Below are 19,350 nucleotides of genomic sequence, written 5' to 3'. Positions count from 1 at the left end.
TGCAATGGCAGTTACAAGATTATCCGGATTGACTTCCGGTCTGGATGTAGACTCAATCGTCAAAAAACTGATGGAGGCTCAGCAAACCAAGCTGGACAAGCTGAATCAGCAAAAAACAAAGATGGAATGGAAACAGGAGGATTATCGTACTCTAACTACATCCATCGTTGATTTTCGTAATAACAAGCTGTCTACGTATTCCAAATCGACAGCACTAAGTGCCAAGACAACAGCAGTTACTGGTAATACAACAGCGGTTACTGCAACGGCATCCAGTACAGCTACAGGTTCACTGGCTGTACGTGTCGACCAGCTGGCAACTTCCGGCAATCTTCAATTATCTACTGGTGTTAAAAGTTCCACGCAAACCCTAGGTACTTCTCTTGGAAATACAGGCTATGTTGAAGTAAACGGTGTTCAGATTTCATATGACGGTTCGAGTGATACAATGAGTTCACTTGTTACCAAAATCAACTCTAACACGTCAGCTGGTGTCACAGCCATCTATGATTCTACTTCCGGCAAGCTGTCGATCTCTTCCAATAGCACAGGAACATCAGTAAGTGTTGGCGGCGATCTTAAAGGACTATCGTCCAATGCAACCGGTGTTTCGCTAGATACCGGGATTTCATCCTCTGATTCTTCCAAAACGCTGGGAGATTTAAAATCGGCAGGTACAATCAGCTATAGCAGCAATACGGTTTCTATTAACGGAACTTCGATTAGCTTTGATGATACAGATACAGTAGCAAGTTTGGTAAGTAAGATCAATGCCAGCAGCGCCGGTGTTACCGCCGGATTCAGCTCCTCTACTGGCGAACTGACAATCAATAATACCGATACTAGCTCTACAACAGCAGTTAGCTTAAGCGGTGACCTATTTACCAACTCTAATGGTTTTAAGCAAGATGGATTGTCCGCTGCTGGTAAAGTAGCCAAGGTTAATGTTAACGGTATGGATATGGAATATTCCAGCAACAATTTCACCGTCAATGGTGTGAGCGTGACACTGAATAGCGTATCCGGTACTGGCGGTGTAACCAATATCAACGTTAAATCTGATACAAGCTCTATTCTCTCGACTATTAAATCGTTTATTAGCGATTACAATACACTAATTGATAAAGTCAATTCCGAACTGGATGAAAGTGTATACCGTAGTTATACGCCACTGACAGATACACAAAAAGAAAGTATGACCGATGATCAAATTGCATTGTGGGAAACGAAAGCAAAAAGTGGTAGCTTACGCAACGATACGACATTGTCCAAAATGGTATCTGATTTGCGTATGACATCGCTTGCGTCAGTAACTACTTCTGATGGCACTACGCTGAACTTACAGACGCTCGGTATCACGACTGGTACGTATAGCGAAAAAGGGAAGCTGGTCATTCAGGATGAAGACAAACTGACTGCAGCTATCGAAGCCAATCCGGATCGTGTCGCAGAACTGTTTGGCAAAACAAGCAGTGATACTTCCGCTTCCAGTACCAGTTCTGGTGTATTCACAAGGATGTCCAAGATTGCTAATACGGCACTGACTTCCCTGTACAGCTCAGTAGGTACATCTACAACAAGTACTTCAACCAACACTGATTTTGCTTCCAACTCGGAATTGAGTCGTCAAATTACAGCGATGACAGATAAGATTTCCGACTTCAAGGAATTTATGACGCGTATCGAAAATAGCTACTATACTAAATTCACGGCAATGGAATCGGCTGTAAGTAAATATAACTCGATGTCAACCAGCTTATCCAGCTACTCAGGCTAATTATTCTCTTAAGGAGTGAAGAATTTTGAACTTAGCATTTCAAAAATATCAACAGTCATCGGTGCAAACGGCTTCCCCTGGGCAACTTATTATTATGCTGTACGATGGAGCGATTCGTTTTACGAAACAAGGAATCGTCGCCATTAACGATAAACAATACGAACTGGCAAACAAAAGTTTGGTGCGTGCACAAGCCATTATTAACGAATTGACTGCTGCTCTGGATCACAAATATCCGATCTCCAAAGAACTAGCTCGTTTGTACGAATACATGAACTACAAATTGATCCAAGCCAATATCCGCAAAAATGCGGAAGATGCCGAGGAAATTATCGGACATCTGACCGAATTGCGCGATACTTGGAAAGAATGTATCCGTATTGTCGGTTCCGGCGAAGCGGTACAACAGGAAGTTTCATTATGATTGAACGCTCGCTGCGCAAGCTGTACAATCAGACCGTGTATACGGCTGAGAATATCGCCGAAGCAGAGGAGAACGAGCTGATCGCTCTGATTGCTCTACGCAATGGAGCAATGAGCGATCTGGAGCAAAAAGAGCAGGTCAATGAGGAAGAAAAGCAGATGATTCGCGATATTCTTTCGTACGATGAGATTATTGTAGGACGTATGAATGAAATCAAAGATGATGCCGCATTGCAGCTTCGCAAAATTCGCCAGTATCATATGCAAAGTAAAGCATACAGCGATAACAAAGGTGCAGCAATGAGCTACAATAACCCATATAGTCGTTAATATTGCTTTAAAATGTATACGATAAAAAGCAGCCGGGATGATCATCCAGCGGCTGCTTTTCTGTTGGCAATAAGATGAATAAGAGACGTAAGAGTTAGCATTAGAGATTGATTGGCTTATGCCATACATGGAAAGAATGAATGATATAATGCGTCTAAGAGATAGACGAATAAGCATTAAGCAGTTGGCAATCCGAGATGCTTTTCTAGCAATGTCAAAATTTCGCTATCTATAGCATCATCAAACTTACGTGCAAACACGCAATCCGATTGCAGAATCTTGTCCAAATCTGCACTGGTTAGAATGCGTGGTCGGCTCATTGCACCTTCCTGCATCGTTTCCATTTCAAAAAATCGATGCAGCATATTGCTATGGGTCAGTACATAATCGGAGTTGTACAATAGCAATTGAAAAAACATCTCATCCGGTGCCAGACAGTAGCGACAGTATTCCTGAAGTTCATAAGAAAATGTGGAATACACAGCAAAGTGCGCTAACGAGCGGGTAATCATTTTCCAGCTAGAACCGCATACTGGTGTAATATCACTTTCAAAATACGATTCAAATGGCTCACGTTCGCCCATTCGCTTGATTTGCCCCATATCTTCAACCCAATAAAAGTTTTGACGGACGTTCTTTTCGGCAGGCGGTAGGGTCTCAATCCGTACATAGTTACTTGTATCACCTTCTAATATCTGCTCCAGCTGCTCCTGTTTGACGAGTGGGAAATCCTGGCCGCTCAGATTCACATAATAATCCCATTCGCGATCCAGATGTAGTAGTTCGCGAATGGCGTCCAGCTCTAGCTGAACTTGAGACCATGCTGCCCAGCGAACCGAGCGGCTGGTTAATATTTTGATATTGTCGTTATTCTCGGCAAAAAACGATACCATATCGTGCAGATAAGCATCTGCCTTGCTATCCACATGAATCAAATATAGATGCTGTGGGGAGTAGATCGCTTGAAGCAAGCGCTGCAATTGATCCGGTTTATGGTGAGCCATAATAAAATATGCAATCTTCATAATAGTCTCCTTTATCCAGAATCAAAGTCGTAAAAAGGATACGCTGGTTAATTTGCCAAAGCGGTCTCTGAACTGCTGAATGTATTGCTGTTTGATCTCGCTATCAGCATAACGGATAAGGGTAGCATAGAGATAAATGCGGTTAGGATCAAGACGCAATGCTTCGACTAGAAACTCAACAGCTTCATCCGGCAAGTTTTCTTGAATATGATAAAAGCCCAGATTTTCCAGACTGATCACATCCAATTGCTGTTTTGAGAGCAGTAGGGAATAGTAATTAAATGCAATGTCTTTGCAATCGCGAGTGTAGAAATAATTCGCGAGCATATTAACAAGACCGGGTTGCGAAAACCGATGAATGAGCTGGTCAAACGTATCAAATTGTTTTAGCAGGAACAGGTCTTTGGCAAGTAAAAATAATTGCTCATTATCGATCTCTTCGTGATCATCCTTCGCAGTAGTATCGGTAGTTGTGTTATTGGCATCCTCGCGTAACAATCGTTCCGCAATGGTTTGCCAGATGGTTGCATCGGTCGTGCCTGCGTCTACAAGCTTCAGCAACGTGAGATTACGCTGGATGAGCGCTGCCAGAATCAATTGCTTATTTAACCCGAGTGAACGATTTTGTTCTTTTTCAGCAGTTTGGAGTGCGAAGGTCAATTCTGCATCATCTTTGCCGATTAAAGCAAGGCGTAATTGTTGTTGCGCAGATAGCTCATACTCCGAACCGAGCAGTGCCAGAAAATGATGCGCCATCTCAGCATTGGCGATTGCCAGTGAGGCTTCAAATAGCAACATTGTATGATACATATTCTGATCATCGTAAAATCCGCGCAGTAATCGAATAATGCCTTCGGCAGAATCGACTAACGAAATTTGCTCCAGTGTACGGATCAATAGCGTAATATTCTCATTATTTTGCGCTAACAATTTGAGTGACCACGAAATATAAGTTTGAGCTTCGCCAAAACGGAGAGCGATATCGCCAAGGCGTTCAATTGGAATATCGAAGCCCATACTTGGGCTGTATATCCAGAATGTTAGATGCTGTGCAGCTTTCTTTTCCGCGACCTGAATCGCCTGTTGATACGCTTGTTTGGCTTCGTCAAAATGACCGAACCATTCGTAATGGATACCACGGAACGTATAATATTCAGGATATTCTTTGAATAATACCAGCTTATCTTCAATCAATTTCCATGAATCATTCAAGCGTCCAGAATGATAATACGTATTGATTAGAGCAATTAGTGCATGGGGATACCAAGCGACTTTGACCGATTCTGCCTGTTGAATCGCTTTTTGAAAATATTCAATTGCACGCGCATAATTTTGCGTAGCGTAATATTCGTTGCCAAGTGTGAAGAAGTCGTAGGCTTCTAATTTGTTGTTTTTCTCATAATTGTTGAAAATCTGCATATTGCGTTCGTGCTTGTTTTTCTTTTCCAGCGTCTCATGCAAATAACCGGAATGATGAATCCGATATGGAAGCTTGAAGTTGTACAACTGCATATCCGGTTGTCTGGATACAATCTGTTCATGAATCGGACGTTCATACCAGATATTCATATGATTGGGGAAGACGCGATCGGCAGAGCTTTCCATAATATGATTTTCTTTGGCAGAACCAGTGTAGTTAATAACAGGCAAATTAAAGACTACATTTGGCTGTGGTTGTTGTTGGGACAGATAGTTTCTTAATTCCAGTGCATCATTGCCACGGAAATATTCATCTGCATCTAGGAATAGAATCCATTGACCGCTGGCATGACGAATGGCTTCATTTTTGGCGGCGGAAAAGTCATTGATCCACGCAAAGTCAAACATGTTGGCACCGTACTGTTCAGCGATTGCGCGCGTACCGTCAGTCGAACCAGTATCGACAACTACGATTTCGTCAACAATCGATTTGACGCTATCAAGGCAGCGGGAGAGCACATCTTCTTCATTTTTTACAATCATGCATAGACTAATCAGTTTCATATTGTCCTCCGTTATGGTGACCTGTATGTTCCACCCAAATAAATAGAAGGTATTCATGCTAGAGAAGCGAATACCTTCCTGTATCAGTTTATTTACATATTGCCAGTGTTTGGTGAGAAGGGAGCAGGGGCAGACTGACGAATATCGGTCTTGATGGATGTGGTCGAGATGTCCGGTGTTCGCGGTAAGTAAATGACATTGCAATAAGGCTTCAATTCGTCAAATTTACCTTGCCAATCATCACCCATCACAAACGTATCGATATGGTAATTCACTACATCGTCCTTCTTTTGTTCCCAGTTTTCTTCGGGAATGACTTCGTCCACATAGCGAATCGCTTCCAGCATCATTTTGCGCTCAATGTAAGAAAAGTGTGCATGTTTGCCTTTGATAGCATTGAAGCTGTCTGTAGACAATGCAACCGTCAGATGATCGCCTAGTGCACGTGCACGCTGAAACAGCAAAATATGACCGTAATGAAGTAAATCAAATGTACCGTACGTAATAATTTTCTTCATTCCCATGCCCCTTCCTGCTTGAGCAACTGTATTTTTTGTTGTGCAGCTTGCTTCAGATCTTCGTTATCAGACATCAAGATGAATTTCTGGTAATGCAGTGAGGCATTCTGCCAGTCACTCGCATTTTCATACATGTATGCAAGATTGTAGATCAAATCGGCATTACCGGGGAAGAACTCGCTTCCTTTGTTCAACGTATCGATGGCATCCTGCAATTGTCCGGCGAGCAGGTGAATCATCGCTTTCATCGAAAAGACATCGGCGTCAGCTTTGGCAGTTTGCAAATATTCTTGCAGTGAGCGTTCTGCATCCATTACTTTTCCTTGCTCAATCATCGTGTAGATCGACTGCTTGATCTGTTCCTGCAATTGCCGGTTCTCCGTCGTATGCTGCTGCTGCTGGGCAATCTGGTGAGCATGTTCTACGATATAACGATCAATCGTTTCCCATACTCGCATTGCCGAACGATTGTCGGTATACGTGTGAATAAGAGGAAGTAATTGTTGCCGCTGCTCGCGATATGCTGTCGGATCATGGAGATAAACTGAGATGGCATCCGTTAATTGCTGCTGATCGAGCGCTTTTGGTCCTGGTGTCCAATATTCATAAGGCTCTAGCAGAAACCCGCGTGTCTCGCGATATTGCTCCAGATCGACAGGTGTGAACAGCAGCGGACGATCCAGCAGCATATAATCGAAATACACAGATGAATAATCAGTCATCAGTAGATCTGCTGCACCAAGCAATTCGTATAGATCCGCTTGCTCTGCAATTAGCATTTCGTTCGTCAGAAAATAAATATTTTGCGCATTCCAGTCGGCGAAGCTATCTAGAAAATAAGCTTCCTCAAATGGGTGCAGCTTTACAACTAGCGCCAAATTGTTTTCCTGTAGAAAATGAGCAAATGCTGCCTGATCAAAATGCTCAAAGCCGAACAGATTGCTTTCGGTTTTACGCCCATCTATTTTCTCAGGAGTAACGACAGACTTGCGGAAGGTTGGCATAAAGAAGAGAATCTTTTTACCAGCTAGCTCCGGGATCATCTTCGTTAAGCGCTGTGTACTGTTATCATTGAACAACAGGTCATTGCGCGGCATACCGGTAATCTGGTATTGCTCAATCCGCGCTCCGTTACAAGCGTTCATCAACGTATTATACAGAGGGGAGTAAGAGGCAATGATATTGATATCCGACCAGTAGCCGAAGATTTCAGCTGGATCGGTCTTCTCCTCACGATCCATGAATGCCATGCCTTTGATCGGAAAGCCATGCCATAATTCTACATTCAGTTTGCCCGGATTGGATGGGTACTCGCCGTGTGTATTGATGTAAACATCGCTATGGTAAAAGTCTGGATGCTGATGCGCATGATTTAGTTCATGCAGCACTACTTCATATTTGTCGCGGATGTAGTCTGGCATATTGCGATATAACGCCAGCGTATTTGAGCCGGAATAACTGCTCATCAACATAGCTACCTTCAAACGCTGATTCATAATTCCCCACCTTTCATCATGTGTACCTATACACTATATCGGATAAACGCTGTTTCCTATAAATGCCTCATGAAATTTATACCCCTGTGCCTATATAAAATCCGTCTATGCTTGTCGATAATATCAATGTGAATCATTTTCATAAATGCGCAGACGCAAATGAATGAAATAGACTCCGTATTACATAAGGGCGGAGCCGAGAGTAAACGCCATAATGTGTTTAATAAACTATATACCAATAATAGGCTATAAGGCTTGGATTTCCAAATAAATCCCAAAATAAAGAAAACCTTTCTGTTGCGGAAGGAGGAACTATGAACCCAACCATTACGCTTGTTATGATCGTCAAAGACGAAGAACGGACGCTAAAACGTTGTTTGGATAGTGTAGTTGCGTATGTGGACGATATCGTTATTGTTGATACCGGATCACAGGACAACACGAAGCAAATTGCCGAACAATACCATGCCAGAATTGTGGACTACAAATGGACGCAGGACTTTGCAGCGGCGCGTAATTTTGCATTATCCCAATCGACTAGTGATTGGAATCTGGTGCTAGATGCAGATGAGTATATTTCCAACGATTGTGGGGAAGCCATTCGTACCTTTATCAATCAGCCTGTAACACAGATCGGACGCTTGAAACGCATCGATGTCTTCAAAGGGACAGATGGTATTAATTATGAACAAAGTTATATTTCCAGATTACTGCCAGCGGATTGCCGATATGAAGGCAGAATTCATGAACAAGTACAGTCTCATTATCCGCGGTCAATTGTAAATATTGAAATCCAACATGACGGCTATTACGAGCAGTCGAGAAGTCAGCGCAATATTCCGATTCTACAAGCTGTGCTGGCGGAGCAACCCAATGATCCATATTACCATTATCAGCTTGCCAAGGAGTATCGTGGTTTAGATCAGCATGAGTTGGCTTTTCAGCATGGGAAAGAAGCCTATCTGCATATGCAGGGCAATGAGAATTATGCTGCAAGTATCGTAATCAATCTGATGTATGCAATTATCGCTTCTGGTCATTTGGAAGTTGGATTATCCATCATTGAAAATGAACAGCAGCATTTCGGGCAGTATCCAGATTTTTATTTTGTATCGGCGCTGTATTTGCTAGAGCTGATTCTGAGCGATACAGAGCAGTACGGCGATATGTTGCCGTTGATTGAGCAATTTTATCAGCGTGCACTGGAAATCGGTGAGAGCGATCTGGAAGGTAGTGTACGCGGAACCGGAAGTTTTGCAGCGCATCATAATCTGGGTGTGTTTTATGAAGTGACCGGGCAATTGGAAAAAGCAAAGGAGCAGTATATTTTGGCTGCCGATTACGATTATTCTCCTTCTATGGACAGATTGAAAGGATTGACGTTTCCATAATTCGATATCATTATTTGGACGGAACGGAGTGATGTATTGGTGGAGATGAATGAACAGGTGCACTTGCAAACGCTAAGTGTTGTTTTGATTGCAGGTGCCAGTCTTGAAAAGCTAGTTCAATGTATGGAGCATCTTAAGCAAAATATGATAGAACAGCACTATGAGTTGATCGTGGTAGAAACAATCCCAAATAGTGAGATTACAAGCTGGTTGGCTGAACAAAGTGGTTTGTTGACCTTATTCAGTCATCAACAGCTCAATTATGCGCAAGCTTGTAATAAAGGGTTGGAGATTGCGAATTACAAACATATTTTGGTTGTGAATGATCATATACTTATGAGCAAAGATGGTCTGGCAAATCTTTGTTTGACGCACCAGCTAAATAATTCGACAGCTAGTGTGTTTATTCATGTGAATGTAAGAGAACTGAATTCGGAGTTAAGCAGTATTGAGCCGTTCGATTTGAGTATGGAATGCTTTGTAATGAGTAGCGATATCTTTGCGAAAATAGGGAGATTGGATGAGCAATTTCATACTGCTCGCTTAATGGCATTGGATTTTTTGACCCGGGCTAATCAGAATCAGGTACAAGTTCAACAGTACAGAGATCGCAATTTCTTCAAAGCACCAGCCGGTGTATATTTATTGGACGATCTATTGCATGCTGATATTGCAAGATTCAGGCTTAAATGGAACAAACAGCCAGAGAAGCAGCGACTAGAGCTGGCTATCGCGGATAAAAAAGCGGTATTGGCTACTACTCAAAACGATATAGCAGTTATAACAAATCAATTGGAAAACGTAGCTGATCCTCAGCAATATCTGGCTCAAATCTCAAGTCAATTGCATGCTAAAGAGCAAGTGATTTTGAATGTGTCCAATGCGATGAATGCTAATAACATCAAGCGTTTGCTGAACGGAAATTGGAGTCATGCTGACAAGCAGTCTTATGATTCGCCAACTTCTACTTATACGCTGGATGATATTAAGCATTTGGTAACACAACAAGAGTATGATGTGGTGAGTACGTACGGTATTCCTGCATTATCCATGGACGCTGCATTTGTTCGGAGTATTACAAATATGATCGATCCCCAATTACAGGATCAGCTTCTATATAGCGACTACGTCTTACTCATTCAGAAAAGTCAACTGAGTGCCGTTTTTGAACAGGTTCAACCAGAATCGTTGTATGAACAAGTTGCTGAATATCCAGATCAGCTTTTGATGGATCATATTCAGTATAAACAAAGATCAGAGCGCCAATTTGAATTGTATAATACGCTTGGCGTTTTATTTTTTGAGCAGGGCCATGTGGAACGGGTACTTCCTTACTTTAAAGCAGCTTTGCAGATTGAGCCTGAGAATAAAGAATTAATGTTCAATATTGCCTACTTTTTGATGAGTATCGGTGATTATGATACGGCGATCAAATACGTTGCGGATTTGAGAGAGCTGGATTTGAATCTGTTTGATCAATTGATGGGCATGATGTATGAGGAACTGAATACAGTATTGCGTCAGCTGAATCATCTTCCGACCGTTTCCATCATTGTTAGAACCAAAAATAGAAAAGACTTGTTGCAGCGTTGTCTGGAAAGTATTAATCGGCAGTTCTACACTTCCATCGAAGTAGTCGTTATTAACGATGGTGGAGAAGATGTACAGGATATACTAGACAATTTGAATTATCCTTATTTGTATGAGAGATATGAGCAGTCCGTTGGACGAGCAGCAGCTTTGAATCAAGGGCTTAAGCTAGCAACAGGAAGCTATATTAATATTGTGGATGACGATGATCTGATTTATCCGAATCATATTGCGCTGCTTATGAGCGAAGTGATCTTTAATGAACAGCGAGTGGTATATTCGAATGCGCTATTAAGAAGTGAAACGAAACAAGGCGATAATTGGCAGACAAAATCCAAAAGCTTGAGACACTCTCAGGATTTTGACTATATGTTGCTACGGCAAACCAACTACATTCCGATTTTGACAGCATTGTTTGAGAGGGATTTGGCGCTTCAAATAGGCGGAGCTAATGAGGATTATGGTGTTTTAGAAGATTGGGATTTTTGGATTCGACTTAGTGATGTTAGTGGGTTTTATCATATTCGTGAAGTTACCAGTGAATATTCGCAGCGTGAAAGTAGTGATAATGCTACACAAACCGATTGGCATTTATTTGGTGAGGTGCGTGACCGAATCTATCAAAACATAAATGGAGTCCTGTAACTAGCTCTAAGCCAATCAAGTCAGGACATTTGGAGATGAATCATATGACTGCACAACCTATGAAAACAAGCATTGTTATTTTAACGTACAATCAATTGAACTATACGAAAGTATGTATTGATAGCATTAGAAAATTTACTACCCCCGGTAGTTATGAACTGATTGTAGTAGATAATTTGTCTACAGATGGAACAAGAGATTGGCTAGCAGAGCAAACGGATATTATGACAATATTCAATTCGCAAAACGAAGGCTTCCCCAAAGGCTGTAATCAAGGGATTGCGATTGCTACGGGAGACAATGTTCTGCTGCTGAATAATGATGTCATTGTAGCACCAGAATGGTTGGATAATCTGCTGACCTGCTTGTATAGCGATGAATCCATTGGTGCTGTTGGACCTGTCACCAATAATTCTGCTAATCACCAAATGATTCCTGTTCCATATGATTCGATCGAAGATATGCTTCAGTTTGCCATTAGTATGAACGTCTCTAATCCTGACAAATGGGAAGAACGGATAAAGCTTGTAGGCTTGTGCATGCTAATCAAAAGAGAAGTAATTGATCAAATCGGAGTATTGGACGAGATATTCACGCCGGGTAATTTTGAAGATAGCGATTATTCATTCAGAATTTTGCAGGCTGGTTATAAAATGATGGTGTGTAGAGATACATTTATTCATCATTTTGGTTCAGTATCATTCAAAGCAAGACCTGGTAATTCATATACAGATGTCATGAATATCAATCAGGAAAAGTTTCGTCAAAAATGGGGTTTCCATTCCGGTTATGCCACTCAAATTAACTATACTTTGATCAAAAAAATCAATACACATGCGGATGCTGAATTGAAAGTACTGGAACTGGGCTGCGGATGCGGAGCGACTCTGCTAGAGATTAAAAATCAATATCCGAATGCTGAACTTCATGGGGTGGATATTAACAAAGCCGCTATTGCTATTGCTTCACATTTCTCCAATGCTGTCGTGGGAGATATAGAGAAGGATTTGGATTACCCAGAAAAGTATTTTGATTATATCTTGCTACCGAATGTCCTTGAATATGTTACGAATCCATATGCATTAATCTCCGATATACGTAAATATGTAAAAAGTGACGGGATGATTCTGGCTAAGGTTCATAATGGTATGTTCTATGAGGATGTTATTGATTTTATCAACGGACAATATAAACCTGAATATATCGGTTATGCGCATCAAGTGCCGCTTCATCATTTCAGCCATGTAGAGCTTCGTAATTTATTCAACAAAGCCAATTATAAAAATGTAGAATGCATTGGCGAAGTGTCTCAACCGCTTACTGATGAACAGCAGGCGCAAATTGATAAGATTGCTGAAATTAGTATTCACGATCCAAGTACCAAACGCCAATATGAAGTGGAAAATTATATTGTCAGCGGTCAAACGATTGTACAATCATCTCTTGATGAGCTTGTCCCTCAAAGTGATGAGTTTGTAATTAGTATGGTCAACCTGTTATTGGCAAATGAGATTCATATGGACGATCTCATAGCATACATTGATGGTAATAAAATCATCACTGAAGATAGAAGTGTACTATACAATCATCTGGCTATTGAATTGTACAATAATGAAAAGTATGATCTGGTGCTGCCCCTGTTCCAAAATGGATTGAAATGGAATGAAGCCAATGAAGAGCTATTATCGAATATGGGGATTATGCTATATAACTTTGGAGAGAAGAAACTCGCAGTCCATTATTTGGCTCAAATAAAAAATCCCGATTTGGATATTCAGAACCTAATGATGGACATTCGACAAGAGTTACATGGTGAGTAGAACACTACATTTTGGAATAAATAGTTTCTTTGTAATTGCTATATAAATGTTCCTTCTATTATGTAATATAATTACAAGAAAACCTTTACTTTTCCAATTGACATTTAGAAACCAAAAATGGTATATTCAGAAATGTAGGCGATGCCTTATTTTATTTGATAACGAAGGGAATGTTATTGCATGCAAGGTAAAGTGAAATGGTTTAACGCAGAAAAAGGGTACGGCTTCATCGAAACTGACGAAGGCGGCGACGTATTTGTACATTTCTCCGCAATTCAATCCGAAGGTTTCAAGACGCTTGAAGAAGGGCAATCCGTAGAATTCGACATCGTCGAAGGCGCGCGTGGACCTCAAGCAGCTAACGTTATCAAATTATAATCATCCCTTGGCTTTTGCCGACCTTACATAGGTAATTCTGATGGTTACATTTGAACAATTAGCTAAGACTCCGGAAGTCATTCCGGGGTCTTTTTGTGTATATTTTACATGTTCCAACAATAAATATCTTGTACATACTTAAACAAAAGTATTTGTATACGAAGCTAATATTATAAATAAAAAGAAGCAGTATAGTATCCCAATTCGGAGTTGTTGCGATGCTTTGGCATGATTCTTTTGCTCTATCGTCATGCGCTATTTCCACACATAACTATATGTTATTTTGATGTCGGATCGCTACAACCTGTTTAACAATCTCCAAATCGGTTAAGTCAAAAAAGTAACGGCAACGTTAAATATACAAAATGGTAGACGACAAATACGAATCAATCTCACACCATTTTTAGTTAACTTAGCGGCTGTTGCAATTTAGTGTTATTTTGTAGTCAGGGTTGCAAACAGGAAGAATGTTGAATCGGAATTGTTAACGCTTTAATAATTTGCAAATCCACGTTAACGCTCCTTTTACTTACACCTGACATCTATGTTATAATTCGATAAAGGAGGAATGCCACATGAATTTTGCTACTCGAGGTCAACATTTTGAAGTTACAGATGCGATTAAAGATTATGTGGACAAAAAGCTGAACAGACTGGAGAAATACTTTGATGCACCGCCCGTTTCCGACGGTATGGTGACACTCAGTTCCAATCGCGGACGCTTTACCGTAGAGGTAACCATTCCACTCCCGGGTTTGCTGCTTCGCGCGGAAGACCGTAGCGAGGACATGTACGCTTCCATTGATTCCGTAGTGAACAAGCTGGAGCGTCAGATCCGCAAGCACAAAACCAAATTAAACCGCAAGTTCCGTCAAAACGACGAGAACCTGAAAGCATTCTTCGTGGAAGATCCAATCATCGCTTCGCTGGCGGTTGATGAAGACGAAGATATCGAAGTGGAAACTGATGAATACGAAATCGTCCGTAACAAACGCTTCCTCCTGAAGCCGATGGACGTTGAAGAAGCCATTCTGCAAATGAATCTGATTGGACATACATTCTTTGTATTTTCCAATGTCAACACACAGCAGGTCAATGTCGTATATCGCCGCGATGACGGCAAATACGGTCTGATCGAGCAGGAGTAATGATTCGCATCATTCCTGTCCGGCAACATGTTGTGATATTGTAGATCAGGCAACTAGAGTACGTATGGAACGTTAACGCAGTATCCGCTGTAACCCTGATATGGAATATGTAATGGGAGCCTTGTCCGCTTATGCGGATGAGGCTCTTTTTGGTGTCCCCAGAAACTGGAAAAGCATTCAACAAACAAGTGCATTCCACTATAAAGTAGAGTATACTGATTAGGTGGTATTGCATGCGGCACATCCATATTTCGCCATCTGCACTTACACCCTGCCAGACAGCGAATCAGGGTATGCAATCGGGTAACAACGGTCGTCTATGAAGATGGCATTTTATCGAATTTTACTTTTTTTTGCGTTTTTTTCTGAAAAAAACGTATTTTTGGAAACAAAATGGCAAGTTGTTGCGTATGGTACAGGGTAGTATACTGTCACAATCAAGTGATAACGAATGGATGCAATATACAATCAAGATTGTTAGTTATTATCCACGTAACAAACTACGTAACAAATTTCATATTGAACTTTACGGACACGGGATATGATTTCTCTGGTCGTATTTACATTTTGGTATAACATCATCCGGTGAATCGCAGGGCAGCAGGGCTGTTTTGTTGCGGCGCTTCCCTGAAACTGGTACAATTTATTGCAACTGAGATTATTGAATAATCCCCCGGAAGCGTCGTATCTGTTCCATTATTCAATAATCTATCTTTGTATTGCGCGAAAGGGGTTAACCATGCTAGGACTCGTTAAGAAAATTTTTGGTGATTCAAATGAACGTGATGTCAAACGGATTATGAAAACCGTAGACATTATCAATAATATGGAAGCGGAATTTGAGGCTTTGTCCCATGAAGAACTTCAGGGCAAAACAGCAGCGTTCCGTGAACGTCTCGAAAAGGGAGAAACGCTTGAGCAGTTGCTGCCGGAAGCTTTCGCAACCGTACGCGAAGCATCTAAACGCCAGCTGGGCATGCGTCATTTTGACGTTCAGCTGATCGGTGGTATCGCACTGCACGAAGGTAGAATTGCCGAGATGAAAACAGGTGAAGGTAAAACGCTGGTAGGTACACTGCCTGTATACCTGAACGCCCTCGAAGGCAAAAGCGCGCACGTCGTTACTGTCAATGACTATCTGGCACAGCGCGATAGCCTGCAAATGGGTCGGATCTATAACTATCTCGGTATGAGTGTCGGCATTAACTTGAGCGGTATGAAGCACGAAGAAAAACAAGCAGCATATGCTTGCGACATCACGTATGGTACGAATAACGAATTCGGTTTTGACTATCTGCGTGACAATATGGTGCTGTACAAAGAGCAAATGGTACAGCGTCCGTTGCACTTCTGTATCATTGATGAGATCGACTCGATTCTGATTGACGAAGCACGTACACCGTTGATCATCTCGGGTCAGGCACAAAAATCGACAGAGCTGTATTTTGCAGCTGATCGTTTTGTGAAAAGTCTGAAAGCGGAAGATGACTACACTGTAGATATCAAAGTAAAATCCGTAGCACTGACTGAAGCAGGCGTAGAAAAAGCCGAGAACTTCTTTGGCGTCGAAAACCTGTATGACAATAAAAATGTAACGATTAACCACCACGTAGTACAAGCGCTGAAAGCGAATGTTATTATGCACCGTGACGTTGACTATGTTGAGTCCGAGGGTGAAGTTCTGATCGTCGATGAATTTACCGGTCGTCTGATGGCAGGTCGTCGTTATAGCGATGGTCTACACCAAGCGATTGAAGCGAAAGAAAACCTCAAAGTACAAAACGAAAGTATGACGCTGGCAACGATCACGTTCCAGAACTACTTCCGTATGTACCGCAAGCTTGCTGGTATGACCGGTACAGCGAAAACCGAAGAAGAAGAATTCAAAAAAATCTACGGTCTGGAAGTATTGCAAATTCCAACGAACCGTGTGAATCAACGTCAGGATTCTCCAGACGTTGTGTATAAGAGCGTACAAAGCAAATTCCGTGCAGTTGTCGAAGAAATCGTAGAACGCCATGCCAAAAACCAGCCAGTGCTGGTCGGTACCGTATCGATCGAGAACTCCGAGCTGCTGTCCGAAATGCTGAAACGTAAAGGCATCAAGCACCAAGTACTGAACGCGAAATACCATGCAGAAGAAGCGGAAATCATTGCACGTGCTGGTCAACCGGGTACGGTAACGATTGCTACGAACATGGCAGGTCGCGGTACAGATATCATTCTGGGTGAAGGCGTAGCCGAAGTGGGCGGTCTGCACATCATCGGTACCGAGCGTCACGAATCTCGCCGCATCGATAACCAGCTGCGTGGTCGTGCTGGTCGTCAGGGTGATCCAGGTTCTACGCAGTTCTATCTGTCTCTCGGTGATGAACTGATGAAGCGTTTTGGCGCGGACAACGTGATGAACATGATGGAAAAACTCGGCTTTGAAGAAGATCAGCCGATTGAGAGCCGTATGATCACTCGTGCTGTAGAATCTGCACAACGCCGTGTTGAAGGTAGTAACTTTGATATGCGTAAAATCGTCTTGCAATATGACGATGTGATGAATAAACAGCGCGAGATCATTTACAAACAGCGCCGTGAAGTGCTGGAGTCCGACAACATTCGTGAAGTTGTACTGCAAATGATCAAACCTTGTGTGGAACGTGTCGTTGAAGTTCACTGTAATGACGATATTCCGGAAAACTGGGAACTGGAAGAAGTTGCGAACTATATTAACAACAACTTCCTCGTTGAAACGACCCATGTAACCAAGGAAGAGCTGGAAGAAAAAGAAAAAGAAGAAATGGTCAATTACCTATTTGAGCGTGTAGAGCTATACTATCTGCAACGTGAGAAAGAAATTGGCGAAGAAACGATCCGCGAATTCGAGAAAGTGGTTGTACTGCGTGCGGTTGACCGCAAATGGATGGATCACATCGATGCGATGGAGCAACTGCGCCAAGGTATTCACTTGCGTGCTTACGGCGGTACTGATCCGCTGCGCGAATATCAATTCGAAGGCTTTGAAATGTTCAACCAAATGATCGCTGACATTCAAGAAGAGGTTGCCGGTTATGTGATGAGAGCGCAAATTCAAAGTCAGAGTCAACAAGAGCGTCAAGCGGTTGTGGATACAAGCAAAGTCAGCACGAACAGTTCCGAAACGGCGGAGAAACGTCCTTCCCGCGAAGAACGTCGTCGCAGACGGAAATAAAACAAGCAACATAGTATGTCCACACGGCATTGTGTGGCATATGGATAGAGCAGAGAGACACTCACTGTTATCGTGGGTGTCTTTTCTCGGATTATTGACGAGGCGAGCAGGATGGAAGCAGCATGCTGCTACTGGGGTATGTATAATGAAAGTAGCGTTTTAAATTTTAAATGAGGTGAATGTTCAATGATCGAACCAAATGTAAAGCATGATCTGCGCGAGATGGCGCAGAAACTATCAAATCTTAGGGGGTCTCTTTGACTTAGATCTCAAAAATGAAATGATCGAGAACTTTGAGGTGAAAATGTCTGCACCGGATTTCTGGGACGACAATGAATCTGCACAGGCGGTCATTGCTGAGATGAATGCAGTCAAAGGTTCTGTGGATCAGTACAATAAGCTGCAACAGGAATATGACGATGTGAGTCTGATGGCTGAGCTGGCAGACGAGGAAAACGACGCTGAGCTGGCAGCTGAAGTGACAACAGGTGTCGCTGCACTTGTCAAAAAAGTCGAGGAATTCGAGCTGCAATTGCTGCTGAATGAGCCGTACGACAAGCTGAATGCGATTCTGGAATTACATCCGGGTGCAGGCGGTACGGAGTCTCAGGACTGGGGTTCAATGCTGCTGCGTATGTATACGCGCTGGGCGGAGAAAAGCGGCTTCAAAGTGGAAGTGCTGGATTATTTGCCGGGTGACGAAGCTGGGATCAAGAGCGTTACGCTGCTGATCAAGGGCTACAATGCTTATGGTTATCTGAAAGCAGAAAAAGGCGTACACCGTCTCGTTCGTATTTCCCCATTTGACTCGTCGGGTCGTCGTCATACGTCGTTTGTATCGTGTGATGTGGTGCCTGAGATTACGAATGATGCTGAGGTCGAGATTCGTACAGAAGATCTGAAAGTCGATACGTACCGCGCCAGTGGTGCCGGTGGTCAGCATATCAATACTACGGATTCCGCTGTTCGGATTACGCATCTTCCTTCCGGTGTAGTAGTCAGCTGTCAAACCGAGCGTTCGCAGATCAAAAACCGTGAGCGTGCAATGACAATGCTGCGCTCCAAATTGTATGAGCGTAAGATTGAAGAAGAACGTAAACATCTGGAAGAAATCCGCGGCGAGCAATCCGAAATCGCTTGGGGTAGCCAGATTCGTTCGTATGTATTCCATCCGTACAGCATGGTCAAAGACCATCGTACGCAAGTGGAAACCGGTAATATCGGTGCTGTGATGGACGGAGATCTGGATTCGTTTATCGACGGTTATCTGCGTAGTCAGTTGAAGATTGAGGTAGAGTAATGATTGGCTGATACTGACAGAATGGATGAGTTGTATTGTGATTGCAGCTTGTATATTCTAGTTGGTATTGGTACCAAAGGAGTCAATCGTGATCTGCTAATACAATAAGATCGATAGATAGCTTCGGTATGCTTTTCCAGCGATGGAGGGGATGCCGGAGCTTTTTTTGTTAGACGATAGATATATAGGAAGATCTGGTTTGTGTATGTGGAGATCTGGCTGATTTGTGTACAGATATGAAGTGTGGACGATCAGAGATATGCTCATCGTTCATGGTGCTTAGTGATATTGGATGTACGGATTGAATGTATGAGTGACTTGCTT

General features: G+C 42.4%; 14 protein-coding genes. 10 read left to right on the top strand and 4 right to left on the bottom strand.

Translation table 11 applies throughout. The features are described 5' to 3' along the window. Positions 1-4 precede the first annotated feature (4 nt). The 3 genes from fliD to ACE3MZ_RS20630 are packed head-to-tail and all read left to right on the top strand — an operon-like array spanning position 5 to position 2,530. Positions 5-1,777 (top strand): flagellar filament capping protein FliD, encoded by a 1,773-nt coding sequence (fliD, locus tag ACE3MZ_RS20640; protein WP_411343964.1) that lies wholly within the window; start codon positions 5-7, stop codon positions 1,775-1,777. A 25-nt stretch (positions 1,778-1,802) separates the two neighbouring features. Further along, entirely contained in the window at positions 1,803-2,201 is a 399-nt protein-coding gene (fliS, locus tag ACE3MZ_RS20635; protein ID WP_367064349.1) for a flagellar export chaperone FliS, read from the top strand. Continuing rightward, entirely contained in the window at positions 2,198-2,530 is a 333-nt protein-coding gene (locus ACE3MZ_RS20630; RefSeq protein ID WP_411343963.1) for a hypothetical protein, read from the top strand. Before fliS ends, ACE3MZ_RS20630 begins: the two co-directional genes overlap by 4 nt. A gap of 176 nt (positions 2,531-2,706) precedes the next feature. Here the strand turns inward: ACE3MZ_RS20630 and ACE3MZ_RS20625 are convergent, their stop codons facing one another. The 4 genes from ACE3MZ_RS20625 to ACE3MZ_RS20610 all read right to left on the bottom strand — a co-directional run bounded on the left by ACE3MZ_RS20625 (position 2,707) and on the right by ACE3MZ_RS20610 (position 7,552). Then, on the bottom strand, positions 2,707-3,555 hold the full coding sequence (locus ACE3MZ_RS20625; protein ID WP_411343962.1) for a beta-1,6-N-acetylglucosaminyltransferase: 849 nt from the start codon (positions 3,553-3,555) through the stop codon (positions 2,707-2,709). Between the two features lie 21 nt (positions 3,556-3,576). Further along, positions 3,577-5,538 (bottom strand): glycosyltransferase, encoded by a 1,962-nt coding sequence (locus tag ACE3MZ_RS20620; RefSeq protein WP_411343961.1) that lies wholly within the window; start codon positions 5,536-5,538, stop codon positions 3,577-3,579. A gap of 92 nt (positions 5,539-5,630) precedes the next feature. Beyond that, entirely contained in the window at positions 5,631-6,056 is a 426-nt protein-coding gene (tagD, locus tag ACE3MZ_RS20615; RefSeq protein WP_411343960.1) for a glycerol-3-phosphate cytidylyltransferase, read from the bottom strand. Beyond that, positions 6,053-7,552, bottom strand: coding sequence for a CDP-glycerol glycerophosphotransferase family protein (locus ACE3MZ_RS20610; RefSeq protein ID WP_411343959.1), 1,500 nt, complete (start codon positions 7,550-7,552; stop codon positions 6,053-6,055). The genes tagD and ACE3MZ_RS20610 overlap by 4 nt, the downstream gene beginning before the upstream one ends. A 314-nt stretch (positions 7,553-7,866) precedes the next feature. Here ACE3MZ_RS20610 and ACE3MZ_RS20605 point away from each other — a divergent pair, with 314 nt between their 5' ends. From ACE3MZ_RS20605 to prfB, 7 genes are all read left to right on the top strand, one after another. Then, positions 7,867-8,943 (top strand): glycosyltransferase, encoded by a 1,077-nt coding sequence (locus ACE3MZ_RS20605; RefSeq protein ID WP_411343958.1) that lies wholly within the window; start codon positions 7,867-7,869, stop codon positions 8,941-8,943. A gap of 45 nt (positions 8,944-8,988) precedes the next feature. After that, complete coding sequence (locus ACE3MZ_RS20600) at positions 8,989-11,178, top strand: glycosyltransferase (protein WP_411346871.1); 2,190 nt, start codon at positions 8,989-8,991, stop codon at positions 11,176-11,178. A gap of 44 nt (positions 11,179-11,222) precedes the next feature. Then, positions 11,223-12,998, top strand: a complete 1,776-nt coding sequence (locus ACE3MZ_RS20595; RefSeq protein ID WP_411343957.1) for a glycosyltransferase — start codon at positions 11,223-11,225, stop codon at positions 12,996-12,998. A 180-nt stretch (positions 12,999-13,178) separates the two neighbouring features. Beyond that, positions 13,179-13,376, top strand: a complete 198-nt coding sequence (locus tag ACE3MZ_RS20590; RefSeq protein ID WP_017815470.1) for a cold-shock protein — start codon at positions 13,179-13,181, stop codon at positions 13,374-13,376. 575 nt (positions 13,377-13,951) lie between these two features. Beyond that, positions 13,952-14,524 carry a ribosome hibernation-promoting factor, HPF/YfiA family gene (hpf, locus tag ACE3MZ_RS20585; RefSeq protein WP_411343956.1) on the top strand — a complete coding sequence of 191 codons (573 nt, stop codon included), beginning with the start codon at positions 13,952-13,954 and terminating at the stop codon, positions 14,522-14,524. A 739-nt stretch (positions 14,525-15,263) separates the two neighbouring features. After that, complete coding sequence (secA, locus tag ACE3MZ_RS20580) at positions 15,264-17,726, top strand: preprotein translocase subunit SecA (RefSeq protein WP_411343955.1); 2,463 nt, start codon at positions 15,264-15,266, stop codon at positions 17,724-17,726. A 186-nt stretch (positions 17,727-17,912) separates the two neighbouring features. Next, positions 17,913-19,026, top strand: a protein-coding gene (gene prfB, locus ACE3MZ_RS20575) for a peptide chain release factor 2 (RefSeq protein WP_411343954.1) whose coding sequence is annotated in 2 segments (ribosomal slippage) — positions 17,913-17,984 and positions 17,986-19,026 — 1,113 coding nt in all. Because the reading frame shifts where the segments join, the coding sequence is not laid out codon by codon here. Positions 19,027-19,350: the final 324 nt, after the last annotated feature.

The sequence above is a fragment of the Paenibacillus sp. WLX1005 genome (assembly GCF_046603685.1).
Lineage (GTDB): Bacteria > Bacillota > Bacilli > Paenibacillales > Paenibacillaceae > Saccharibacillus.
This window is presented reverse-complemented; position numbering and strand designations above follow the sequence as displayed.